The following is a 24,081-nucleotide window of genomic DNA, read 5'->3' on the forward strand; positions in this document are numbered from 1 at the left end:
CAGCGAAAAGGGCCCCGCGCGACGCGGGGCCCCGGAAGGACGGTCAGGACTCGCGGGAGCGGCGGCCGAGCATCACCCCGGCCACGACCAGCACCACCCCGATGACCAGCAGCACGAGCGGGATGATGTTGCGCAGCAGGTTGATCTGGCTCTTGCCCTCCTCCGCGCTCTGCACCAGCTTGCCGACCGTCTCGTCCGTCATCTTGGCCACGGCGACGAAGGCCACCGAGCGCTCGATGCCGTCCTGGGTCTTGAGCACCTCGTGCCGCTGCTGCTCCTGCTTGACCGGAGCGCCGGTGGCGGGCTCGATCCAGTAGGTGACCTTGCCGTCGTACCAGCGGTCCACCTGCACGTCGCCGGTGGTGTCGGTCATGCCGAGCACCGAGGCGGGAGCGGTGAGGGTCGAGGTCTTGGTCGGCGGCACGTCCTGCTCGTAGACGTAGACGGGCAGGCCGCCGACGTTGTCCTCACGGACGAAGCGCGCGTCGAACGCCTTCATCGCGCTGGAGTTGAACACCTTGTAGGTCTTCTTCTCCGCGTCGAACGGGAACTTGTAGATCTGGCCCTCCAGCGTCACCGGGGCCTTGGCGACGTTGACCCCACAGCAGTTCACGCCCACGCCGGAGTACTTGTCGAAGGCGCTGCGACGGTCGCTGAGGTCGATCTGCGGACGTCCGTTCGTGATGTCGTTGACCACGGTGGCCTCGTCCCAGACGACGCGGTTGGAGTTGGCCTCCTTCACGTCCCCACGGGTGGTCACGATGATGTCAAGGTCGGCCGTCAGCACCTTGAGGTCCTGCTTGGAGAAGTACTGCGCGCCCTTGGCCTCCAGGTGGGTGATACCGAACTGGTTCGCGGGGGCAGAAATGATCTTCTCTGCCGCCCAGAATTTCACGAGCGGGGCGAGTGCGATGAAGAACGCACCGACCCCGATGAGGACGAGCGTGGAGATGCGACCCATCAACGGCCTCCGCGATCCTAGAACCTGTTGTTATCTTGCTCGAACATCCGGCAACAAAGTATGACAGTGCGTGACATGCGTCACCGTCCGGAACAGAGCCGCAATCAAATCGATAGAAACAAGTTCTAGAGTGACTCCGCATATGAAAGCAGGAGATATGCCTAGGCGCCCTGACTTGGCGCGGTCCATCCGGTTATTCCGGGCGTTCCGCTCCGAGCAGGACGACCAGCAGGGCTACTACACGACGCTGGCGGCGGACACGGCCGCCCAGCTACGCCGGTACGTGGACCTCCGCGACCGGCTCGTCCTCGACGTGGGCGGCGGCCCCGGCTTCTTCGCCTCGGAGTTCCGCCGCCACGGCGCCCGCTGCGTGTGCGTGGACGTCGACGCGGGCGAGCTGACCGGCCAGGGCACGCCCGGCGGCGGACTGCTCGGCAGCGCCCTCGACCTGCCGCTGCGCACCTCCTCGGTCGACGTCTGCTTCTCCTCCAACGTGCTGGAGCACGTCCCCGAGCCGTGGCGGATGGCCGCCGAGATGGTCAGGGTGACCAGACCCGGCGGCCTGGTGTTCCTGGCGTACACCAACTGGCTCTCCCCTTGGGGCGGTCACGAGACCTCGCCCTGGCACTACCTGGGCGGCCACCGAGCCGCCCAGAAATACGAGAACACCCACGGCAAGGCGCCGAAGAACCGCTACGGCCAGAGCCTCTACCCCGTCTCCGTCGCCCAGGGCCTGCGCTGGGCCCGGAGCGAGCGGCGGGTGGACCTGGTCGACGCCTTCCCCCGCTACCTGCCCTGGTGGTACCGCCCGATGCTGCACGTCCCGATCGTCAGGGAGTTCGCAACGTGGAACCTGGTCCTGGTACTGAGAAAGCGTCCGTGAAGAGGGATGGCGCGCTCGACGGCATCCGCGCCCTGGCCGCGCTCGGCGTCTGGGTGCTGCACGTGGCCGGCAACACCGGCGTCATGTACCGCGAGGGCATGTTCGCCTGGATGACGACCCGGCTGGGCGTCGCGGTGCCGATCTTCTTCCTGCTCTCCGGCCTGCTGCTCTACCGGCCGTGGGTGCGGGCCCTGCTGGAGGACTCCCCGGCGCCGCGTCCCGGCCTCTACCTCTGGCGCCGGGTGTTCCGTGTGATGCCGGCCTACTGGGTGGTCACGTTCCTGGCGCTGCTGGCGTGGAGCTCGATGGACTGGACCGGCTGGGCCAAGTGGCTGCTCCTGCTGCAGAACTACACCGAGCAGGACCGCGCCCCCGACGGGCTCTACCAGATGTGGACGATGCCCATCGAGATGGCGTTCTACCTGGTGCTGCCCCTGCTCGCCTGGCTGCTGCACCAGTGGGCGCGCCGCGGCAACCGGCCGGTGCGGCTGCTCGCCGGCATCGCCGTGCTGCCGGTGATCTCGGTGGCCAGTGTGATCGTCTCCCACGCCGCCGACGAGCCGGAGATGGCGCTCTGGCTGCCACACCACCTGATCTACTTCGCTGCCGGGATGGCGATGGCCGTGCTGTCGGTGTGGCGCAAGGAGATCAAAGCGATCGACGCGCTGGCGCCGCAGCTGCTCGTGCTGGCGCTGCTGCTCTACGTGGTGCTGAGCACGGAGCTGGCCGGGCCGCGCACGCTGACGCTGCCGGACGTGGGCCAGTCGCTCTGGCGGATGGGCCTGGAGGCGTCGGTGGCGATCCTGCTGGTCGCGCCGTTCGCGCTGGCCCCCCGGCACGACTCGCTCCGGCACCGGGTGCTGGGCAACCCGGTCACCGCCTACCTGGGCCGGATCTCCTACAGCTTCTTCCTCTGGCACGCGCCGGTGATCACCCTCTACTACAAGGTGACCGGCACCCAGCCGTTCACCGGCGACTTCGTGCAGGTGGCGATCCTGACGTTCGTCGGCACGATGCTGGTGAGCGTCGCGAGCTACCACCTCATCGAGGAGAACGCGCTCAGGCTGAGCCGGCGCGGGTCAGCACCTGCTCCGCCGCCGGACGCTCCCGCGGCGAAGGAGGCGGCGCCGGTGCGCTGACGAGCTGCCCGAACAGCACGCCCATGGCCGCGCAGGCGAAGAGCTGCGGCACGTGGTCGGTCAGCAGCTCCACGTCCACGCCGTAGTCGCGCAGCGCCATGGCCGCGGCCAGCGACACCGTCGCCCCGCCGAACAGGCCGGCGGCCACCCACGGCACGGCCCGCCTCGGCAGTCGCGGCCACAGGACGACCACGACGCCGGCGAGCACCACGAGCATGCCCTGCCAGCCCGCCACCCAGGCGCCGAACCCCAGCCCCAGCACGATCACGTACGGCACCCGCCACCGGGACAGGCGGGCGGCGGCCGCCGGAGCGGTCTCCAGCACGTGCTCGGGCCGCGGGCCGCGCATCACCAGGGCGAGCAGGACGAGCAGCGCGATCCCGGCCAGCCCGAGCCCGAGCGCCAGGCGGTAGGGCTTGTCCGGCCCGTACTCCATCCGCACGGTCCCCGAGGTGCCCGCGGGCAGCTCCCAGGCCTGCTTCCAGCCGTCGACCCGCACGGGCCGGAGGATCTGCCCTTCGACGGTGGCGTGCCAGCCCGCGTTGAAGTTCTCGTTGACGACGAGGAAGGAGTCCTGGCGGGCGGCCACGCGCACCTCGCGCAGCGCCGGGGTCCAGGTGCCGGGCAGCGCGACGCCCTCCACCGGAACGGGCCGCTCGGGCACCGAGCCGACGACCAGGTTGGTGATCTCGAACGGGTCCCAGCCGGCCACCCGCACCCGGTTGTCGCCGCCGCCGAGCTCCGCCCGCGAACAGCCGGCGAACCGCACGGGACGCTGCTCCAGCAGGTCGGAGTAGGTGCCGCTGACCTTGGTGCGGATGGTCTGGCCGTTGACCTGCAGCTGCGGTCCCTGGCCGCAGGAGAGCCGGAACGGGATGCCCTCCGGCCTGCTCGCCGGGCTGACGCCGGGCACGATCAGCTCGGTGACCTGGAGCCGCCTGGAGACGGGATAGAAGCGCAGTTTGAGGGAGGACGTGGACATCGGCTGGAAGGCCAGGGTGCCGCCGGCGTCCGCCCGGCCGCTGCGCACCTGGCCCTTGTCGCCCATCACCACGAGGTCGAGCGGCTGCTTGTCGCCTCCGGGGCGGGCCACCTGGAGCCGGGAGACGGCCCGCTTGCCCTTCCAGCGGATCGTGAGCGTGGGCTCGGCGTCGGAGGGCGAGGGCACCCAGGTGGTGGACGCGTCGGCGTCGAACGCCGACCGGGGGGCCACCACGGGCTCCTTGTTCACCTGGGACGAGCCCTCGACCCTGGTCACGTCGGCGCTGAGCCGGGTGTAGCGGTCGACCAGCTCGGCGTCGCGGAGCACGGCGGTGCCCTGGACCGCGGCCGTACGCTCCTCCTCGACGGTGAAGGTCCGGTCGAAGCCGGCGCCCTCCTCGCCCGGTCGGGCCAGCAGCGGGTTGCAGATCCAGCGGGCCGGGTCGCGCATGCACTCGGGGCGCGCGTCCAGGCCGGTGTCCATCACGTAGACGTCGCCGCCCTGTCCGGGCAGCCGGATGGTGCGGCTCGGGATGATCCCGGGGATCGCGATCTCGGTGATGCCGACCCGCTGCACGAAGCTCCAGCGCTGGTTGTACGTCTCCACGACCTCGATCTTCAGCCAGCTCGTCGGGCCGGGCGGCGTGCGCAGGGTCTGGGGGGTGTTGGTCTGCGCGACCTGCTGCACCAGCCGGCCGCCCTCGGTCACCACGGCCACCCGTTTGATCGACTGGCCGAGCAGCACGTTGTTGGTGAACGTCGCCTGGAAGGACGGGATCTCGCGCTCCTGGGGCAGGTCGATGCGGAGCCACTCGCCCTCGGGCCGCTTCCAGCCGCCGCTCTCCCAGGTGGTCTCGAAGTCGCCGTCCATGGCCGCCCACGGGCTGCGGCCGGTGGCGCTGAGGCCGGGGATCGCGCCGGCGTCGGCGACCGAGGAGGAGGCGGTGATGGCCGAGATGCCGCCGTACTCGGCGGTGGCGGTCTCCTCCAGCCAGCCGTTCTCCAGCAGGTCCAGCGCTCTGACGCCGGTGAAGTCGTCGCGCCGGTCGGCGGTCAGGGTGGGAGTCCAGTTGGACCTGATCTCGCCGAACTGCCGCTCGCGCAGCCTCAGCGCGTCGCTCGCGACGACCGGCACCTCCTGCCGGCCGGCGTCGCCGTTCACCAGCACCGGACCGTCGCCCAGCAGGCCGAGGTCGCCCATCGTGAGCAGCGAGTCGGGGCCGCCGCGCACCCGTAGCGCCTCGGCTCCGGGCCGCACGTCGACCAGCTCCGAGCTGCCCGACACCTCGTACAGCTCCAGCGCGGGGAACGGCCAGTCCACGGACTCGATCACGTCGTCGGTGACGCTGTCGCCCACCTCGCCGCCGAACGAGCGGATCTTGGTGATGCCGGGCGACTCGCGGAGCGTCTCGTAGATCCTGGTCGGCCAGGCGCCCTGCAGGTTGGCCCTGATCAGGTCGTTCCTGACGACCAGGTAGCGCACGCCCATCCGGCGCAGCACCTCGGTCAGGCCCGCTGAGCCGTGGCCGGCGGTGAGCCGCTGGTCGATGGCGTCGAGCAGCCTGGTCAGGCCCACGGACCCGGCGGCGGTGACCTGCCTGGCCGTCCAGCGGGCCTGGAGCAGCGGCTGCGTGGGATCGTCGAGCGGCCGGCCCCACAGATACTCGCCGAACTTGGCGCCGGGCACGACCAGCACGCCGTCGTCGCCGGCGTTCTCGTTGATCCAGGCGGCGGCCTCCTTCCAGTAGAGGGGCACCTCCTTGAAGGAGCCGGGGGCCGCCAGGCCCTGGTTGAAGACGGGCAGCACGAGCCCGGCGAAGGCCACCAGCGCCACCGCCCGCACCCGCAGCCGGGCCCCGGCCAGCAGGTGGACCAGCCCGAAAGCGAGCGCGAGGCGGACGAGCGGGTCGAACTTGCGCAGGTTGCGCAGCGGCGCGAGCGGCCCGTCGAGCAGCCAGCGCACCGGCTCGGCGACGACCGGCTCCAGCGCGCTCATGTGCCCGGCGACCAGCGCGGCCACGCCCACCACGAACACCGTGATCAGGAAACCCTTGGCGGGCAGGTCGCGCCGGGCCAGACCGGCCAGGCCGAGTGCGGCGAGCAGCCCGGTGATCACGACCATCGCGGCCGAGGTGGCGATCGCGTAGCCGGCCGGCTGGTCGTTCACCCCGCCGACGGTCAGGAAGCGCACCCAGTCGGACGCGCCGCGCAGCACGTTCGTCAGCGAGGTGACCTGCGTGGTGGTGGAGGCCGTCTCGGTGTAGGGCAGGAAGGAGAACGCGTAACGGCCAACGAGCAGCAGCGGCAGCCACCAGAACAGCGTGGCCACCGAGACGGCGCCCGTCCACCAGCCGAGCATCCGCCAGCGCGGCACCGGGCTGGGCCGGGTGAGGATGTAGATCACCGGGGCGACCAGCACCGCCAGCACCGCGACGGCGTTCACGCCGCCGCAGAGCGCCACGGCCAGGCCCGACCGGATCGCGCCTCTGGCCCGCTGGCCGGTCTCCGACGCGGTGAGCAGCGGGATCAGGATCCACGGCAGCATCGCGGCGGGCAGCCACTCGATCGAGATCTCGCCGAGGATGGACAGCGCGCGGGGCGCCAGCGCGTACGCCAGCGCGCCGACGACGCGGGTGCCGGGCGTGCCGATGCCGAGCTGCCTGGCCAGCCGCTCCACGCCGAGGAACGCCACGCACAGCAGCAACGTCAGCCAGAGCCGCTGCGTCACCCAGGGCGCGATGCCGACCAGGTCGCCGAGGGCGAAGAACGGGCCCATCGGGAACAGGTAGCCGGCGGCCTGGTTCTGCAGCTGGCCGAAGTGCTGCAGGTCCCACAGGTGGGCGGCGCGCTCCAGCCAGCCGACCGGGTTGAGCGCCAGGTCGATCTTGGTGTCGGAGATGATCTGGCCGGGGACCGTGGTGAACGACAGCACCGCGAACCCCAGGCAGCAGATCACCAGCCAGAGCCGGTGCCGGGCCTTGGCGCTCACGCCTTCCTCGCGGGCACCTCCCCCGCGCGGGCCTCCTTCGCGGACGCCCCCGTGCGCGCCTCCCTCGTGCGCGCCTCCCTCGTGCGCGCCTCCACCGCTCAGGGCTCGCTCGCTCACGACTCCTCCCAGACGGGCTCCACGGCGTGGCCCCGCATCAGCCGAGCCATGCGTTCGGCGCTGCGGTCCCAGCAGAACCTCGCCGCCCACTGCCGGCTTCTGTCTCCGTACGGGTCGGCGGGGGCGGCCTCCTCCAGTTCCTCCAGGGCCGCCGCGATGCCCTTGGCCAGGTCGGTGCCCTCGGGGAGCAGCCAGCCGGTCCGGCCGTGCCGTACCGCGTCCCTGAGTCCGTCGACGTCGAAGGCGACCGTCGGGACGCCGAGCGCGGCGGCCTCCAGCACGCACAGCCCCCAGCCCTCACCCTGGGAGGTGCTCACCTGCAGCCAGGCGGAGGCGATGAGACGTTCCTTGTCGTCCTCGGACAGGTAGCCGTGCATGGTGACGCCCTCCGGCAGCCGGGCGCGCAGGCGGTCCTCCTCGGGACCCCGGCCGATGACGTCCACGGTCAGGCCCGGCCAGCGCTTCCTCAGCTCTCCGACGGCGTCGAGCAACAGGTCGACGCGTTTGTGCGCGACGAGCCGGCCCACGCACACGAGTCGAGGCACCCCACTTCTCCCGATATTTCGTGATCCATTGATGCTTACGCCGTTGGGGACGATATGAATCGGCCCCCGCCACCCGAGCCGCTCCCGCATGGCGTTGACCGTCGACGGCGACACGGCCACGCTCACCTGCCCGCGATAGGTCCACCGCGAGACCGGCCCCTCCAGGAACCGCCCGACCGTCGCCAGCCAGCGCGGCAGGTGCACCTCGAACTGCCGGTCGTGCACGTGGTGCACCACGCAGAAGATCCGCACGCGGCGGGGCAGCACCCAGGGGGTGAAGAACGGGATGCCGTTCTGGCAGTCGAGCACCACGTCGAACAGCGAGCGACGGAGCAGCAGCCAGCCGAGCACCAGGGGATAGACGGTGAACGGGCCGCCCATCCGGGCGATCCGTACCCCGTCCCGCTTGTCCTTGGCGGGCTGGCCGGGGCCCCGGGCCGTGACGAAGCAGACCCGGTGGCCCGACGCGGCGAAGCGCCGGGCCATCTCCCAGGCGTAGGTCTCGGCGCCTCCGGCGGCGGGATGCCACGGATCGCGCCAGTTGACGACGGCGATGTTCACGAAACTCCGGCTCACGGATATCCGACGGAGTCCAGCGGCTGGTCCCAGGCGGGCCGGGGGCCGGCACGCGGTTCGGTGCGCAGGGTCAGCCAGATCCGGCCGAGTTCGAGCAGGATGCCCGCGCTGTGCCGGGTCGGCGAGAAGCGCGAGCCCGGCATGTCCCGCCACTGCACCGGGATCTCCAGCACCTTGGCGCCGAGTTCCGCGCACCGCGCGAGCAGCTCGACGTCGAAGGCGAACCCGGGAGTGCGCAACCGGGGCGCCACCTGACGGACGAGTGCGCCGTCGAAGAACTTGAAGCCGCACTGGGTGTCGTTCACCCCGCGCACGAGCACCTTGGCCAGCGAGCGGAAGCCGACGGCGCCCAGCTCGCGCACCCGGCTGTGCCGGTTCTCCACGTCGGAGCAGGTGTGCGCGCGCGAACCCACGACCACACGCTCCCCGGACAGGAGCAGGCCGAAGGCGACGTCGATGGCGTCCAGGTCGGTGGCCATGTCGGCGTCACAGAACCCCACGAAAGGCGCGTGAGTCTCAAGCAACCCGGCACGTACGGCGGCGCCCTTGCCGGGAACCGGACACTGGATCAGCCGGACCGGGACCGTGCCCTCAGGCCAGGCTCTGACGATCTCGGCGGTGGCGTCCGTGCTGTTGTTGTCAACGACGATGACGGCGGTCGGGAACGGCATGCGGGCAAGCTTCGCGCACAGCTGCAGGAGCCCCCCGGGGAGTCGTCCTTCCTCGTTGTACGCCGGAACGACGATCTCGAGCAGTGGTGGTCGGCTCGTCCTCTCGTCCCCTCGGAGGGAGGGCGGCATGACGACTCGGGTTACCGGTCGCCGTAGTTGTAGAGCGGCTGATTGACCGGTGTGGCCGTGGCGCCGGTAAAGGAGACGGTGGTGACCGTCGCCACGAGCGTAGCCACGGCGACACCGATGATCGCTGCTAAGAGGATCTTGATCACTTGGGGGGTTCCTCCTCGGACACGGCAGTGGTGACCGTCACAAACCTAGAACCTATTCTTGCTACTCGGAAGTAGCTAAACGAAATCTTAATAAACCCACTGATCAAATACCCTATTCGGACGTACCCTGCCCAAGCGCGCGGTCCAGTCGGTACAGCCGCAGGTCAACACCGTCCACCACCAGCGTCGCGTCACGGAGCCACCCCTCGAATACCCGGCGCTCGTCCGGGGTTCCCGCATCGACGACCACGTACCGAAATCCGGCCCGGAGCAGGTTCGGTGAAGGTTCTACTAGTACGCGTTCTACCTGGCGGGCCCGTCCGTCCTCACTTCCGACGACCATCGAACCGACCCGTACGGTGTCGTTGGAGACGACGTCGCGACCGGGGACGGCGAAGAACCGCTGGGCCGGGTCCAGCACCGCCCGGTGGCCGTTCCACGGAAAGCGCCGGTAGGACTCGAACGGCAGCACCAGGATGTCGCCCGGCTCGCCGTCCCGCCGGATGAGCTCGCGCGCGGCCGTCCAGTCGGCGGGATAGCTCACGGCCCGCAGCGCCCCGGCCGCGCCCCACGCCAGGGTGGGCAGCACGGCGAGGGGCACCAGCACCATGACGCCCGCCCACACCGGGGCACGGCGGGCCACCGAAGCGACCGAGGCGGCCGAGGCGGTCAGCAGCCCGAGGCCGACGGCCACCAGCAGCGCCAGCGGAGCGACGAACTGCTGGGCGTCCCGGAACACCGCGAACCCGCCCCACACCCCGATCAGCCAGGTGAGCAGCGCCCGTCCCGGCTCGGTCACCCCCAGGCAGGCGATCGCGAACCCCACCGCCGCCGCCACCGCGAGCCCCCTCCGGTACGCCACCCGCCCCAGGATGGCGAACCCGGCGATCCCCGCCACGGCCAGCGCCAGCCTGGCCACCGCACCCGGCAGCGTGTCGTAGCCCGCCGGAACGGCGTGGGAGTTCCAGATCCCCCCGAGCGAGAGCAGGCTCCCCACGGCCCCGAACGGCCCGTCGGCCCTCGCGGCGAACGCCTCCACGCCGACCCCGTCGCCCGTCACCCCGTCGGGGCGAAGCACCGCGACCAGCAGCCAGGGCAGGCTGAACGCCACCACGATCGCCCCCGTCCGGAGCGTCCCCGCCCACCTCCGCGTGCCGGTCAGCGCCAGCGGGAGGGCCGTCAGCGCGGTGATCGTCATCGCCGCGAACCCGCCCACCGCCGCCGGCAGGATCGCCACGGCCTGCCGCCGGCCCGAGACCAGCGCGCCCACCACCCAGGGCAGTCCCGCGTAGCCCAGCAGCAGCGCCCACTGCCCCATCAGCAGACGCTCGGCCACGTACGGGTTCCACACGTAGAACGCCCCCGCGACCAGCCGGGGCGCCAGGGACTCCGACGGCACCAGCAGCGCGGCCCCCGAGCAGCCCAGCACGAAGATTCCGAGCAGGATCGCCTTCTGCACCAGCTCCCCCGGGATCACCCAGGAGAGGGCGGTGACCACCGCGTCGCTGGGCACCACCCGCGGCGCGCCCCCGGCCAGGCCGAAGGTGAACCGCGAGAAGGCCGGGTCCGGGACGAAGACCATGTCCTGCGCCAGGACGAACCCCCAGCCCAGAGCCGGGCCGAGGGTGAGGCAGCCGAGTGCGAGACCGAGCAGGGCGGCCATCGGCCCGGCGCGGGTCGTGTACGGCATCCCCCTATGACATCACAACCACACAACGGGCATTCCGTATAAATCATCCCGTGGCTACTCTTCCGGATGGGGAGGGCGGGGTGGCGACGAGCGAGGTGACGGTGGCGGCCCGGCCATGGGCGCGCTCGGACGCCGTGCTGGCCACGGCCATCACGATGATCGCCGTCCAGCTGGTGTGGAAGTTCGGCCTGGTGCAGCGGACCTACTTCCGCCAGGACGACTTCACCTTCATCGCCCGCGGCCTGGAACACGGGCTCACCTGGGACTACCTGATGCGGGTGGACTACGGGCACCTGGTGCCCGGGCCGTTCGCCATCCAGTGGATGATGGGCCGGCTCGGCGTCTACAACGACATGCTCGCCCACACCATCACGATCAGCCTGCTGGGCGCGGCCGGCCTGGCGCTGTTGCGGCTGCTCTGGGTGCTGTTCGGCGCCCGGCCGGCGATCCTCGTGCCGCTCGGCTTCTACCTGCTCACGCCGCTGACGATCTCGTCACTGTCGTGGTGGGCGGTGGTGATCGAGACGCTGCCGTTCCAGATCGCGCTGCCGATGGCGCTGAGCTCGCACGTCCTCTACAACCGGACCGGCCGCTTCCGGCACGCGCTCGCCGCCGCGGCCTGGGTCATCCTCGCCATGCTGTTCTTCGTCAAGGCCCCCTTCATCCCGGTGCTGGCCTTCGTGCTGACCCTGGGCTGGTTTCCGCGGGCCGCGCGCAAGCCGGTCTGGCTGCTCTACCTCGCCGTGATCGCGGTCTACGCCGTGATCTTCTTCCGCCAGCTGTTCACGTCCGTGCAGCTCACCAACGACACGGTACGGCCGGGGCTGCCGGACCCGGCGATCGCCGCCGGCTTCGCCTGGAACCTGCTGACCGACTCCCTGGTGCCCGCGGCCCTCGGCGGCCCGTGGCAGTGGCGGCCGATCGGCGACGACTACGCCATCGCCGCGACGCCGCCCGTGATGGCCTGGGTGAGCCTGGCCGTCGTGGCGGCCGTGGTCACCGTCTCCGTGCTCTACCGGCGGCGGGCCTGGCTGGCCTGGGCCGCGCTGCTCGCCTACTTCGTGCTCGCCGACGTGGTGCCCGTCATGATCGGACGCATCGAGGAGCTCGGTCCCGACCTGGGCGGCTCCGAGCTGCGCTACGTCTCCCCCACGGCCACCGTGCTGGCGATCGTCATCGGGCTGGCCTTCATCCCGCTGCGCGGCGAGGAACGGCCCTGGCGGCGGCCGGCCGCGCCCCGGTTGAGGCGCGCGTGGATCCCGCTGGGCGTCGCGTTCGCGGCAGGCTCGGTCTGGTCGGTCACCGCCTACGCCCGCCTGCCGCTCGGTGAGCACGTCAAGAGCTATGTGGAGACGGGCCGGCTGGCGCTCAAGCGGGCCGGGGCGAACCCCGTCGTCCTCGACACGCACGTCCCCGCCAAGGTCGTCTACCCGATCTTCTTCTACGACTACGCGCGGGTCTCCAAGGTGCTCGGCCCGATCGCGCCGTACCCGGTGACCTGGACCCGGCAGCTGACCGGCCCGGTGCGCAACCCGCTCGTCTTCGACCCGCAGGGCCGCCTGCGTCCGGTGGACATCGTGGGCGTGACGATCCCGCAGAGCGCCGGCTGCGTGCCGGTCGCGGGCCGGGAGGTGGTCTTCCGCCTCCCGGCGACGCTGCCCGAGGGTGAGTGGACGGCGCAGGTCGGCTACCTAAACCCGACGCCCACCAGCCTCGCCGTACGGCTGGGCGGCGGGCAGGCCGTCGTCCCGGCGGGCAAGGACTTCGGCTGGACGTTCGCCGCGGTCAAGGGCGGCGGGGCCGAGCTGACGATCCGCACGGCGGACGGCCGCCCGGCGTGCATCGGGCAGATCAAGGTGGGCGTCCCGCGTCCCGCCAAGTCGGGCACGCCCAGCCCGCTGCAGCCCGTCACCCCCTGACCACCGGGACCTCGCACACCCGTGGGCACTGACGTCAAGCTGGGGGACCCGTCACAGTGGGGCACCTGCCAGACGGACCTGGTCCCGACCGAGGAGTAGTCCTCGAATTCCGTTTGCATGGCTGCTCGTCCTGTTCTGGGAGTCGCATCGTCGACTGTGCGGCTTTGCCGTCATTCTCGTGGAAAGCAATGCTTGCGTCAGGATGTGTTCAGGCGAAAGCAGAGCGTGACAGACGCATGTCTCATAGCATCAACGCTATGAGCTGGGGTACCGTAGAACTGGAACCGGAAGTCCGGAAGTGGCTTGAGGATCTGCCCGCGGCATCGTTTGCGAGGGTGGCTTTCTATGTCGATCTGCTTGCGATGGAGGGGCCTCTGCTGGGGGAGCCCTACACGAAGCAGCTTGACGGCAAGCTACGCGAGCTCCGGTTTCACCTTGACGAGTTCGCCGTGCGCATCACCTACTGGATCGCACCTCATCGCCGGATCGTGCTCTTGACCGTGTTTCACAAGACGCGGATGCGTGATGACCGTGAGGTTGAGCGGGCTCGGCGGGCCATGCGTCGCTGTGTCGAATCGGCGCACACCGTCAACGAGGAAGAGGAAACAGCATGAGCGAGCAGGGAAGCTGGCGAGAGCTCAGAGATCGTCGGATGACCGAGCCGGGCGCGGCTGAGGCCTATGAGGCCACACGTCTCGCCTACGAACTGGGTAAGACGGTCCGGGGGATGCGCGAGGGGCGAGGCTGGAGCCAGAACGACCTGGCTCGTGCGGCAGGCATGACACAGTCGGCCGTGGCACGGTTCGAGGCGGGCGGAACCGTGCCCACGTTGCCGGTTCTGGAGCGCTTGGCACGCGCCTTGGACGCCGATGTCGAGGTTCGCCTGACGCCACGGGTTTCCGCTGCTTGAGCTGAGGCCCCCAATGCCGACAGGAGACCTATCGCCATGCTGCTGACACCTCGTGGATTACTGCAGCGTTGGCGGCACCAACGTCAAGCTAGGTGACCCATTTTTCTGGGGCGCCTGCCAGACGGGGGCGGCGGAACCGTCTGACGCGTTGAATGCTCCGTTCGGAGCCGTAGGTGACACCCACCGTGAGGGCGTTCCCGGACCTGCTCCACGGTGAGCGGCTGACGATTCCGCAGCATCTTGGAAACCCAGCTCTGGGAATAGCTGACCGCCTCGGCCAACTGGCCCTGCGTCAAGCCGTTCGCCCGCTGCACCTTGCTTCTGCCGTGCGACAGTGTACGAACTAACCCCTGGGGGCCGGACGATGCCCGGCCCCCCGCCGCTCACTTGCCCGGTTCGGGATCCCGGGGCAGGCCGAGCATGCGCTCGCCGATGATGTTCAGCTGCACCTCGGTGGTGCCGCCGTAGATGGTCATCGCCCGGGTCGCCAGGACGGCCCGGTTCCAGTAGCCCGCGTCGCCGAGCTTCATGTCCGCCGCCACCACGGCCGAGGCGCCGAGCAGGTCGACCGCGGTCTCGGAGACGTGCTGGGCGTGCGAGGTCGACAGCAGCTTGCGCACCGAGGCGTCGGCGCCCGGCTCCGCCCCGGCGAGCTGCTTGAGCGTCACCCGCAGCGACAGCGCGTTGATCGAGTGGCCCTCGCAGACCACCTCGGCCACCTGCCGCGCCTCGACCGGGGTGAGCTCGCGGCCGAGCCGGCCGATCAGCCCGAGCAGGTCGGGCACCGAGGACCCGGTGCCGCCGGAGCCGGACGAGAGCGAGACGCGCTCGTTGGACAGCGTGTTGCGGGCCACCTTCCAGCCGTCGCCGACCTGGCCCACGACCAGCTCGTCGGGCACGAACACGTCGTCGAGGAAGACCTCGTTGAACAGGTTCTCGCCGGTCATCTCGGTCAGCGGCCGGACCGTCACGCCGGGCCCCTTCATGTCCACGAGGAAGTAGGTGATGCCCTCGTGCTTGGAGCCCTCGGAGGAGTTGCGGGCGATGCAGATGCCCCACTCGGCGAAGTGCGCGACGGAGGTCCAGATCTTCTGGCCGTTGAGCTTCCAGCCGCCCTCGACCCGCTCCGCCTTCATCTGCAGGGACGCCAGGTCGGACCCGGCGCCGGGCTCGGAGAACAGCTGGCACCACATCATCTCGCCGCTGAGCGTCTTGGGCAGGAAGCGCTCCTGCTGCTCCGGCGTGCCGTAGCTGACCAGCGACGGCACCACCCAGGCACCGATGATCATCGCCGGCAGCTTCACCTTGGCCGCCTTGAGCTCCTGCGCGATCAGCACCTGCTCCAGCGGCTTGGCGCCACGGCCCCACGGCGCGGGCAGGTGGGGCATGACGAAGCCCTGCGCGGCCAGGGCCCGCTTCTGCTCCTTGCCCTCCAGGGTGGCGATCTGCGCGATCTCCGCGCGGATCGACTCGCGCCGGGCCTCGGCGTCCTCGGGCAGCTCGATCTCCATCTCGCGGGTGACGCCCTGCAGGGCGAGCGCGGCGACCGAGGCCGCCCACTCGGCCGAGGAGCCGAGCAGCGCGCGGATGGTGAGCGCGCGGCGGTAGTAGAGGTGCGCCTCGTGCTCGTAGGTGTAGCCGATGCCGCCGAACGTCTGGATCGCGTCCTTGGCGCACTGGACGGCCGCGTCGGGGGCCATCACCCCGGCGATCGCGGCGGCGTACTCCAGCTCACGTCCCTCGGCCCGGGTGGCGTCCCACACCGTGGCACGGGCCTGCTCCAGCGCGACGAGCATCCGCGACAGCTTGTGCTTGATCCCCTGGAACTGGCCGATCGGCCGGCCGAACTGGACGCGTACCTTGGCGTAGTCGGCGGCGGCGGTGACGCACCACGAGGCGAGCCCCGCGGCCTCGGCCCCGAGCAGGATGGCGGCCAGGTTGAGCACGTCGGGGCCCTCGACCCCGTCGAGCACGCGGTCGGCCGGCACGGTCACGTCCGACAGCTCGACCTTCGCCACCGACCTGGTCAGGTCCAGCGACTTCACGGAGGTGACGGTCGCGGCGGAGGCGTCGAGCGCGATCCACTCCTCGCCGTCGGCGGTTGAGACCGGGAGCACGAGCACGCCGGCCTGGGAGGCGCCCAGCACGGGCTCCGCCGTGCCGGAGACCACGAGTGAGCCGTCGGCGGCGCGGGTGCCACTGAGCGCGCCCGTCAGCGCGACCGCGCCGGTCACCGTGCCGTCGGCGAGACCGGACAGCAGGTCGTGACGCTTGGAGGCGTGGATCACCGCGCTCGCGAGGACCGTCGGCACGTACGGCCCCGGCGCCATCCGCTCGGCCAGCGCCTCGATGGCGACCGCCGCCTCCAGCAGCCCGTAGCCGGAGCCGCCGGCCTCCTCAGGCAGGTGCAGGCCGAGCAGCCCCTGCTCGGCGAGCCCCGTCCAGAAGGGCGGGCGCTCGTCGGTCGCGGAGCGCAGCAGCTCGGCGGGAATGTTCCGGTCGGCCCAGCCGCGCACCGATTCGCGGAGCGCCTCGTGCTCCTCGCTCAATCCGATCGCCATCGCGCATCCTCCAAGCAGGTCCTGTTCTTGCCAGAACCATATTCTAGAGGACGCTTCTAGCCTAGAGCGGGCGAACGCGGGTCGCGAGAGTGTTCAGATCCCGCCAGTGGGATCTGCCGCTCTGCGGGATCGAGGCGAGCAGCATCGCCGGCTTCGTCTTGCCGACCTCGACCACCGACACCAGCGCCTGCGCCGACTGACGCTTGCCGGACAAGGTGTAGGTGACCCGGTAGGCGAGGGTCCAGCCCTTACCGACGGGGACCTTCTGCGACCCCGTCCAGGCCAGCGTGGCGCCGGCCGGATACTGCGAGCGCAGCGTCCACCGGGCGGCGCGGGCCGCGATCTCCCGGTAGTCGGCGTCGGTCGACGGCTTGGTCTCCGGGGCCTCGGCCGGGAACATGGCCGAGGCGATCACCGTGTGCGGCACCGCCACCTTGCCGACCCGCTGCGCGACGGTGAACGGCGGGAACGACCTGGCCGTCCAGGGGTCGCCGAGCCGCGGATAGCTGATGCCGTTCTTGGTGTCGTTGATGATGCCGGTGACCACCGAGGCCGTGCCGGGCAGGTCGGCGAAGACCTTCGCCCTGGGCACCGGGGGCAGCGCGACCTCACTGACCGTCGGCGACGGCGTGGCCGAGGCGGAGGCGGAGGGGGTGACGCTGCCGGGGACCGGCGCGACGGGGACCACCCGCGCGGACTGCTCGTCCTTGCCCGGCACGTCGCCCGAGAACAGCGTGAAGATCAGCAACACCGCCGCCACCGTCGCGAGGATGGCGCCGATCAGATAGACGACCCGGATCGGGATGTCCCCGATGCGTGCCGCCAGCCCCCGCTTGGGCGGAGGGGGCGGCGGGGGGACCGGTCGGGGAGCCGGCGGCCGTCGGATCTGGACCGTCTCCTCGGCGGGAAGAACGATCTTCCGGAACGGGGTGGTAGGAGAGTCATGCTCGTTTCCTTGGTCTCCAACGTCCGCCATGGCCATGAGGCTACGTCACCAGCGAGAAGGATTTTTCCGCTATTCCCACGGCAGAATGTAATTCTGTATGGTCGCGGTCATGCGCGGTTTCTACGAGATTGCGGCCGGCGACCCCGGACGCCCCGCCCTGCTCGGCGACGACGCCATGACCTACGGCGAGCTGCTCTCCCTGGTCAACCGGACCTCACACGGCCTCGTCGCGCGGGGCGTGCGGCCCGGCGACCCGGTCGTGACCGTGCTGAAGAACGGCCCCGACGCCCTGACCATGATGCTGGCCAGCTACCAGGTGGGCGCCTATCTCGTACCGGTCAACTGGCATTTCACCGCCGAGGAGATCGACTACATCGTGGCCGACTGCGGCGCCGGGACGGTCGTCGCCCCCGGCGCGCTCACGGTCGCCGAGCTCGCGGACGGGCAGCCCGACGGCCCGCCCGAGCACCGGCGGGCCGGCTCGATGATGCTCTACACCTCCGGCACCACCGGCCGCCCCAAGGGGGTGCGCCGGCGGCTGCTCGACCTCACGCCCGAGGAGCTCCACCCCATCCTGACGCGCAAGAGCTGGCGGCACTTCGGGCTGCCGCCCGGCGGCGTGCACCTGGTGTGCTCGCAGCTCTACCACTCCGCCCCGTACGGCCAGGCCATGATGGCGCTGCAGCTCGGGCACGCGATCGTGGCCCCCGAGAGGTTCGACGCGGCCGAGACCCTGCGGCTGATCGAGCGGCACCGGGTGACGAACGCCTTCATGGTGCCGACCATGTTCCACCGGCTGCTCGCGGTGCCCGATCGGGAGTCGTACGACCTGTCGTCGCTCACCCACCTCTACCACGGCGCCGCCCCCTGCCCGCCCGCGACCAAGCAGGCGATGATCGACTGGCTCGGGCCCGTCCTGTGGGAGTACTACGGCTCCACCGAGGCGGCCATCGCCACCATGGTCTCCTCCGAGGAATGGCTGGCCAGACCGGGCACGGTCGGGCGGGCGCTGGACGGGATGGCCTTCACGATCGTCGGCGACGACGGTCAGGAGGTGCCCCCGGGAGAGCCCGGCCTCGTCTACATCGGCGGCGTCAACCGCTTCGAGTACCACGGCGACCCGGCCAAGACCGCGGCCTCCATGCGGGGGCACGCCTACACGCCCGGCGACATCGGCTACCTCGACGAGGAGGGCTACCTGTTCCTGCTCGACCGCCGGACCGACCTGATCATCTCGGGCGGGGTCAACATCTATCCCGCCGAGATCGAGGCCGCGCTGATGGAACATCCCGCGGTCACGGACGTCGCGGTGATCGGCGTGCCGGATCCCGAATGGGGGCAGTCGGTGGTCGCGCTCGTCCAGCCCGCCCCCGGAGCACCCGGAACCGACGCGCTCACCGCCGAACTGCTCCGCCACTGCGCGCCCCGCCTGGCCAAACTCAAGCACCCACGGGTCATCGAGTTTCGCGACACCCTGCCCCGAACCCCCACCGGCAAGCTGAGCCGGAGGGACGTACGCGAGGCGTATCTTTCACGCTGAGCTGGGCAGATATCCTCGCATGAGGAAGATCGTCGCGGGCATCGCCGCCGCTGTGCTGCTCACCGGCTGCGCGGCCGGCGTCCCGGCCAGCATCGTCTCCCCCTCACCCGGCGCCACCACACCGGCCGCCACCCCGAGCGCCACCGTCTCGCAACATGAGCTGGAAGCCGCCTACGAGCAGGTCATCCACGACGTGCTGCCGTCGATCGTGCAGATCACCACGAAGGTGGGGCTCGGCTCCGGCATCGTGTACGACACGAAGGGCCACATCATCACCAACGCGCACGTGGTCGGCGAGGCGACGCGGATGACGGTGACACTGGCCACCGGCGGCACCGAACGCGACGCCAAGCTGGTCAAGAGCTTCGCCCCCGGCGACCTGGCGGTCATCAAGGTCGACGACACGAAGGGGCTGACCCCGGCCAGGTTCGGCGACTCCGCCAAGCTCCGGGTCGGCCAGGTAGTGCTCGCCATGGGCAACCCACTGGGCCTGTCGGGCAGCGTGACCAACGGCATCGTCTCGGCCCTCGGCCGCACGGTGAGCGAGCCGGAGGAGCCCGGCTCGCCGGGCGCGACGATCGCGAACGCGATCCAGACCTCGGCCGCGATCAACCCGGGCAACAGCGGCGGTGCCCTGGTCGACCTGGCCGGTCAGGTCATCGGCATCCCGACGCTGTCGGCCGTCGACCCCAACCTGAGCGGCGGCGCGGCCAACGGCATCGGTTTCGCCATCCCGAGCAACACGGCCACGGACATCGCCGAACAGATCGTCCGCGACGGCAAGGTCACCAACACGCACCGGGCCGCCCTCGGCATCAGGGGCAGCACGATCGTCGGCCGAACCGGCAACCCCGCCGGCGTCGGCGTGATCTCGGTCGAGGCCGGCAGCGGCGCCAAGAAGGCCGGGATCAAGCCGGGAGACGTGATCCTCTCCATCGACGGCCAGGAGACGCGCACCATGGCCCAGCTGTCCGAATACCTGACCACCCGCAAGCCCGGCCAGCAGGTCAAGGTCGAGGTGCTGCTCCCCAGCGGCGACACCGAGACGGTCACCGCCACCCTGGGCGAGCTGCCCGGCGAGTGAGCCGCTCACTGCTCGATGTTGTAGACGATCTCCACCCTGCGGTTCCGCTCGCGGTTGGCCGGCACCGGCTTGCCCTCGACGACGTTCGGCAGCTTGGGGCGGCTCTCGCCGTACCCCTTGGCCTGGAGGGTCACGTCCGCGCCGGTCAGCAGGCCGCGCATGACCCGTTCGACCGCCTGTGCCCGGCGCTGCGACAGCGTGGCGTTGTACGCGTCGGCGCCCTGGTCGTCGGTGTGCCCCTCGATCTTCACGACACCGCCCGCGCCCTCGGTGTTGACCTTGGCGGCCACCTCCTTGAGGCGCTGCCTGGCCTTGGCGGTCAGCACCCACTTGTCCAGCGCGAACAGCACGTCGCTGGTGAGCGCGACCGTGACCTGGGCGCCCTGCTTGGTCTCGCTCTCCGAGCCGTCCAGCGACTCGACCGCGCCGATGACGTCCTCGATGGGGAAGACCAGGTCCTCGACGACGCCCGTCGCGTCGGACGGGGCGGTGGGCGGGGCGGTGGGCGGCGAGGTGGGCGGCGAGGTGGGTGCCATGCTCAGCGAGGTGGTCAGGGCGATGGCGGCGGCGCTAAGAGATCGGAACATCGGTCAGCACACCCAGCATGGGCATCTCAATGTTGATCTTCGTGATGTCGGCCGGCGGCGCCGCGAAGACCGCGTAGAGGGTGGACGCCTCGCCGTCCTTCAGGAACTGCCCCTGGGTGCCGGAGCAGACGCACTTGGCCTCGCTGCCGCTGCCGTTGCGGGCGACGCGATAGCGCTTGGCGTTGACCGGGTCGATCAGGGAGACGGCCGCCACCGAGTAGTCGAAGACCCCGGTGCCCAGACCGTTGTGCACGTTGACGGAGCCCTTGACGGAGGTGATGGTCCAGTTGAGGCTGACGGTCCGGCCCTGTCGCTTGAGCGCCGTGATGTCGACGCGCGCCGTGCCGGACTGGCCACCCGACGACGCCTTGGCCTCCAGGGTCGCGATCACCTGGCCGCCCTGTGGCGGCGCGCTCTGCTGCTCGGCCGGGGCGGGCGCGCTCTCCGCGGGCTCGCCGTCCGCGGCCGTGGACGGGGTGTCCTCCTTGGCCGCCGTCTGCTGGGCCTGCTTCTCCTCGCCGCCGCCGCCCGGCTGCCCCAGTAGCATCCCGCACCCGGTCAACGCGATGGCCGCGACGGCCAGCGCGATCGTTTTCCGCATTTTCGATCACCTTTGTCGCGTAGGGGTCTCACTCATGACCGACGTTAGGGCGACGACCTTCAGGATCCGCATAGTCGCGCCACGGCCGGCCGCCTCGCCCGCGCGCTTCCCGCGCCAGGCTTTCGGCCTCCGCCCTGCCCTGCGTGTCACTAAGAACGTCAAACTCTCCCATAGCGCGCGTAATCGCCTCAACCGCCCCATCCGTCTCATCCAGCTCGAGACGCGCCCGCGCCAGCACGAGCAGGGCACGGCCGGCCCCGCGGCGGTCGCCGTGGCGCTCGAAGGTCGCCACCGCCTCACGCGCGTACGCCTCCGCCGCGCCCGGGACGCCCTCCGACGTGGCGATCCGGGCCAGCAGCAGCAGCGACGCCGCCTCCGGCAGCCGGTCGCCCAGCCGCCGGTTGACGCGCAAGCGCCGCTCGGCGCACTCGCGCGCCTCGGCGTGGCGGCGGGCGTCGAGATGCAGCCCGGCCAGGTCACGCAGCGATTCCGCCTCACCGCGCGGGTCCCCCAGCTCCCGGTACGCCGCCAGGGCGCTCTCCAGCACCGCGAGGTCCCGGCGGACGGCGCCCAGCGCGCGCAGTGCGTCGGCCCTGCCACGCCGGTCACCGGCCTCCTCGAACACCCGCAGGCACCCCGCCAGCGCCCGCTCGGCCGCCTCCGGCCGCTGCTCGACCAGGCCCAGCCGGAGGGTGATCCTGGCCAGTTCCAGCCCTTCCACCAGCGGCTGGGCCGCCCTGAGCGCCGCCGCCGCCGACTGCGGCCTGCCCTCGGCCCGATGCAGATCGGCCAGCCCGCGCAGCAGCAGCGCCTCACCCTGCCGGTGACCCACCGCGCGGGCCGCGTCGAGCCCGGTGGCGGTGGTGGCGTGCCAGTCGTCGTGGTGCGCGCCCAGCTCGAACAGCGGGGTCAGGTAGAAGGCCAGCCGCCAGGCCGCCTCGTGCAGGCCCACGTCGTGGAAGTCGCCGACGGTCGCCACCAGGAACCTGCGCTCCGCGCCCAGCCAGCGAGCCTCGGCGCGGAGCCTGCCGGTCTCCATGATCTCCTCAGCCGTACGCGCCACCGTCTGACCGGAGCCCGGCTCGGCGGGCAACAGGGCCGTCCTGGCCCGCCTCGTCCGGTCGAGCACCTCCCCGGCGATCTCCGCCAGCACCCGCGCCCGTGCCTCCCGCCCGCTCACCGGACCCCGGCCCCGCCCGGACCCGTCCTCCCCCTCGGCGCCGGACCGGCCGGCCGGTTCCCCTCCGGGTTCGGCGGCGACGGGGACGGACCGCTCCTCGGCCAGGCGTTCGGCGGCGTAGAGCCTGGTCAGATCGTGCCAGCCATACCTCTCCTGGCCCGCCTCGTCCAGGCCGCGCGACTGCAGCAAACCTGCCTCGGCCAGCGGTTCGAGGTCGGCGCCCAGCACCCACGGCGCGAAGTCGGGCGCGGACAGGGCGCCCAGACTCCGCAGCAGCCGCCGCTGCGGGCCGGCCAGGCCCCGGTAGCCCAGCGCCAGGCTGCTGCGCACCGCCAGGTCGCCCGCGCTCAGCTCGTCCAGCCGGCGGCGCTCGTCACCCAGGCGCCCCGCCAGGTGGTCGAGCGTCCAGCCCGGCTTCCTGGCCAGGCGGGAGCCCGCGATGCGCAGGGCCAGCGGCAGGCCGTCGCAGAGCCGTACGATGCGCCGAGCCGCCTCGGGCTCGGCCGCCACCCTGTCCCGGCCCGCCACCCCGGCGAGCATCGCCACGGCCTCGTCCGGATCGAGCACACCCAGCTCGTACGCTCTGGCGGCCTCCAGCCCGGCGAGCGGTGAGCGGCTGGTCACCAGCGTCAGGCTGCCCGGCCCGGTCGGGAGCAGGGGGCGCACCTGCGCCTCGTCCGCAGCGTCGTCGAGGACCAAGAGCAGGGCGCGGGTGGCCGTCAGGCTGCGGTACATCCGGACCCGCTCGTCGAGCGCGGCGGGGACCGCCCCGTCGGGGCAGCCCAGCGACCGCAGCAGATCCTCCAGCACCGCCCCCGGCGGCCGGGCGTCCAGGGAGGCGTAGAGGCGGCCGTCGGGCAGGTCGAGCCGGGTGGCGGCGTGCACCGCGACGGCCGACTTGCCGCAGCCGGGCGGCCCATGGATCACCAGCACCACCGGCGCCCGGCGAGCGTCCACCCCGGACCCACCGGATCCGCCCGCCCCCGATCCAACCGCCCCCGACGCGCAAGCGCCCGAACCCACCGCATCCGAGGTCACCGCGCCTGATGTCACCGCGCCTGATGTCACCGCGCCCGATCCGGAGGCGAGCGTCCGCCCCTGGGCGGCGGTGGTGATCCAGGAGAGGACGTGGGCCCGGCCCGTGAAGTCCGAAATATCAGGCGGCGTCTCATTTATAGGCATCCGCCGCGACGGGGGCGGCGCCGGCTCGCTGGACAGCGCCCGCCGGTGCGCCTCCCGCAGCTCGGCCCCCGGCTCCAGCCCCAGCTCGTCCACGAGCGTCTTCCGCGCCTCCTGGTACGCCTCCAGCGCCTCCGATCGCCGGCCGGCTTGGCACAACGCGTCGAGGAGCCGAGCCCACGCGCGCTCGCGCAACGGGTAGGCCGCCACCAGCCCGCGCAGCTCGCCGACCACCTCCCCGCCCCTGCCCAGCGACAGGTCCAGCACGACGCGCTCCTCCAGCGCGGTCAGCCGCAGCTCCTCCAGAGGCACGCCGTGCAACCGCCGCAGCGCGGACGAGTCGACATCGGCCAGCGCGGCCCCCCGCCACAGGCCGAGCGCCGCCTTGAACCCCGCGGCGGCCTCGGCGACCCGCCCCGCCTCCCGGGCCGTCCTCGCCTGACCCACGAGCCGCTCGAACCGATGGCAGTCGACGTCGTCGGGCCGCACGTCGATCAGGTAGCCGCCGGGCACGGTCGTGATGCCGCCGACCACCTTGCGCAGCGCGCTGACGTACACCCTGAGCACCGGCTCCGCCGACGCCGGCGGCCGGTCGTCCCAGACCAGGGCCATCAGCCGCTCGATCGGCACCACCCGCCCGGCCGACAGCAGCAGGGCGGCGAGCAGCGCCCGGTGCTTGGCCGGGCCGGGCACCCGCCCGCCCTCGACCTGGAGCGGCCCGAGCACGCCGAACCGTACGCGCTCCAC

Annotated in this window: 19 protein-coding genes; 7 read left to right on the forward strand and 12 right to left on the reverse strand. The window is 71.5% G+C overall.

The genetic code is table 11. From position 1 onward, the window contains the following. Positions 1 to 43: 43 nt before the first annotated feature. The gene (gene pgfA, locus AC5L3X_RS10410; RefSeq protein WP_189124756.1) at positions 44 to 961 is read right to left on the reverse strand and encodes a cell envelope lipid trafficking protein PgfA; all 918 of its coding nucleotides are present in this window, start codon (positions 959 to 961) and stop codon (positions 44 to 46) included. 142 nt (positions 962 to 1,103) lie between these two features. Between pgfA and AC5L3X_RS10415 the strand changes: the two genes are divergently transcribed. Further along, a complete protein-coding gene (locus AC5L3X_RS10415) occupies positions 1,104 to 1,844 on the forward strand; it encodes a class I SAM-dependent methyltransferase (RefSeq protein WP_494856620.1) in 741 nt (246 codons plus the stop codon). Next, positions 1,841 to 2,983 carry an acyltransferase family protein gene (locus AC5L3X_RS10420; protein ID WP_189124758.1) on the forward strand — a complete coding sequence of 381 codons (1,143 nt, stop codon included), beginning with the start codon at positions 1,841 to 1,843 and terminating at the stop codon, positions 2,981 to 2,983. The genes AC5L3X_RS10415 and AC5L3X_RS10420 overlap by 4 nt, the downstream gene beginning before the upstream one ends. On the opposite strand, the gene AC5L3X_RS10425 is transcribed toward AC5L3X_RS10420, so the two are convergent. The 5 genes from AC5L3X_RS10425 to AC5L3X_RS10445 all read right to left on the reverse strand — a co-directional run bounded on the left by AC5L3X_RS10425 (position 2,904) and on the right by AC5L3X_RS10445 (position 10,827). Continuing rightward, positions 2,904 to 7,070: an alpha-(1->3)-arabinofuranosyltransferase domain-containing protein gene (locus AC5L3X_RS10425; RefSeq protein WP_494856621.1), complete on the reverse strand. Its 4,167-nt coding sequence runs from the start codon at positions 7,068 to 7,070 to the stop codon at positions 2,904 to 2,906. The two genes, AC5L3X_RS10420 and AC5L3X_RS10425, sit on opposite strands and share 80 nt — an antisense overlap. Then, on the reverse strand, positions 7,067 to 8,176 hold the full coding sequence (locus AC5L3X_RS10430; protein WP_494856622.1) for a glycosyltransferase family 4 protein: 1,110 nt from the start codon (positions 8,174 to 8,176) through the stop codon (positions 7,067 to 7,069). Before AC5L3X_RS10430 ends, AC5L3X_RS10425 begins: the two co-directional genes overlap by 4 nt. Before the next feature lie 11 nt (positions 8,177 to 8,187). Beyond that, positions 8,188 to 8,991, reverse strand: a complete 804-nt coding sequence (locus AC5L3X_RS10435; protein ID WP_494856624.1) for a glycosyltransferase — start codon at positions 8,989 to 8,991, stop codon at positions 8,188 to 8,190. Between the two features lie 11 nt (positions 8,992 to 9,002). Beyond that, positions 9,003 to 9,137, reverse strand: coding sequence for a hypothetical protein (locus AC5L3X_RS10440; RefSeq protein WP_263647871.1), 135 nt, complete (start codon positions 9,135 to 9,137; stop codon positions 9,003 to 9,005). Between the two features lie 112 nt (positions 9,138 to 9,249). After that, a complete protein-coding gene (locus AC5L3X_RS10445; protein WP_494856625.1) occupies positions 9,250 to 10,827 on the reverse strand; it encodes an MmpA family trehalose lipid delivery protein in 1,578 nt (525 codons plus the stop codon). Positions 10,828 to 10,877: 50 nt separating this feature from the next. Between AC5L3X_RS10445 and AC5L3X_RS10450 the strand changes: the two genes are divergently transcribed. The 3 genes from AC5L3X_RS10450 to AC5L3X_RS10460 all read left to right on the forward strand — a co-directional run bounded on the left by AC5L3X_RS10450 (position 10,878) and on the right by AC5L3X_RS10460 (position 13,656). Beyond that, positions 10,878 to 12,746, forward strand: coding sequence for a hypothetical protein (locus tag AC5L3X_RS10450; RefSeq protein WP_494856627.1), 1,869 nt, complete (start codon positions 10,878 to 10,880; stop codon positions 12,744 to 12,746). A 257-nt stretch (positions 12,747 to 13,003) separates the two neighbouring features. Beyond that, positions 13,004 to 13,360, forward strand: coding sequence for a type II toxin-antitoxin system RelE/ParE family toxin (locus AC5L3X_RS10455; RefSeq protein WP_494856628.1), 357 nt, complete (start codon positions 13,004 to 13,006; stop codon positions 13,358 to 13,360). After that, positions 13,357 to 13,656 carry a helix-turn-helix domain-containing protein gene (locus tag AC5L3X_RS10460; RefSeq protein WP_494856630.1) on the forward strand — a complete coding sequence of 100 codons (300 nt, stop codon included), beginning with the start codon at positions 13,357 to 13,359 and terminating at the stop codon, positions 13,654 to 13,656. The genes AC5L3X_RS10455 and AC5L3X_RS10460 overlap by 4 nt, the downstream gene beginning before the upstream one ends. A gap of 83 nt (positions 13,657 to 13,739) precedes the next feature. Here AC5L3X_RS10460 and AC5L3X_RS10465 read toward each other — a convergent pair whose 3' ends face one another. The 3 genes from AC5L3X_RS10465 to AC5L3X_RS10475 all read right to left on the reverse strand — a co-directional run bounded on the left by AC5L3X_RS10465 (position 13,740) and on the right by AC5L3X_RS10475 (position 17,193). After that, the gene (locus tag AC5L3X_RS10465; protein WP_494856632.1) at positions 13,740 to 13,970 is read right to left on the reverse strand and encodes a helix-turn-helix domain-containing protein; all 231 of its coding nucleotides are present in this window, start codon (positions 13,968 to 13,970) and stop codon (positions 13,740 to 13,742) included. Positions 13,971 to 14,039: 69 nt separating this feature from the next. Then, entirely contained in the window at positions 14,040 to 16,217 is a 2,178-nt protein-coding gene (locus AC5L3X_RS10470; protein ID WP_494856633.1) for an acyl-CoA dehydrogenase family protein, read from the reverse strand. Positions 16,218 to 16,278: 61 nt separating this feature from the next. Then, complete coding sequence (locus AC5L3X_RS10475; protein ID WP_494856635.1) at positions 16,279 to 17,193, reverse strand: hypothetical protein; 915 nt, start codon at positions 17,191 to 17,193, stop codon at positions 16,279 to 16,281. A gap of 79 nt (positions 17,194 to 17,272) precedes the next feature. On the opposite strand from AC5L3X_RS10475, the gene AC5L3X_RS10480 reads away from it, so the two are divergent. After that, positions 17,273 to 18,703: an AMP-binding protein gene (locus AC5L3X_RS10480; protein WP_494856637.1), complete on the forward strand. Its 1,431-nt coding sequence runs from the start codon at positions 17,273 to 17,275 to the stop codon at positions 18,701 to 18,703. Positions 18,704 to 18,722: 19 nt separating this feature from the next. Continuing rightward, on the forward strand, positions 18,723 to 19,787 hold the full coding sequence (locus tag AC5L3X_RS10485) for a S1C family serine protease (protein ID WP_494856638.1): 1,065 nt from the start codon (positions 18,723 to 18,725) through the stop codon (positions 19,785 to 19,787). A 5-nt stretch (positions 19,788 to 19,792) separates the two neighbouring features. Here the strand turns inward: AC5L3X_RS10485 and AC5L3X_RS10490 are convergent, their stop codons facing one another. The 3 genes from AC5L3X_RS10490 to AC5L3X_RS10500 are packed head-to-tail and all read right to left on the reverse strand — an operon-like array spanning position 19,793 to position 24,081. Beyond that, complete coding sequence (locus AC5L3X_RS10490; protein ID WP_494856640.1) at positions 19,793 to 20,374, reverse strand: OmpA family protein; 582 nt, start codon at positions 20,372 to 20,374, stop codon at positions 19,793 to 19,795. Further along, positions 20,358 to 20,975: a hypothetical protein gene (locus AC5L3X_RS10495; protein WP_494856642.1), complete on the reverse strand. Its 618-nt coding sequence runs from the start codon at positions 20,973 to 20,975 to the stop codon at positions 20,358 to 20,360. The genes AC5L3X_RS10490 and AC5L3X_RS10495 overlap by 17 nt, the downstream gene beginning before the upstream one ends. Before the next feature lie 28 nt (positions 20,976 to 21,003). After that, entirely contained in the window at positions 21,004 to 24,081 is a 3,078-nt protein-coding gene (locus AC5L3X_RS10500) for an AfsR/SARP family transcriptional regulator (RefSeq protein ID WP_494856644.1), read from the reverse strand.

The organism is Nonomuraea sp. CX421 (assembly GCF_059358955.1).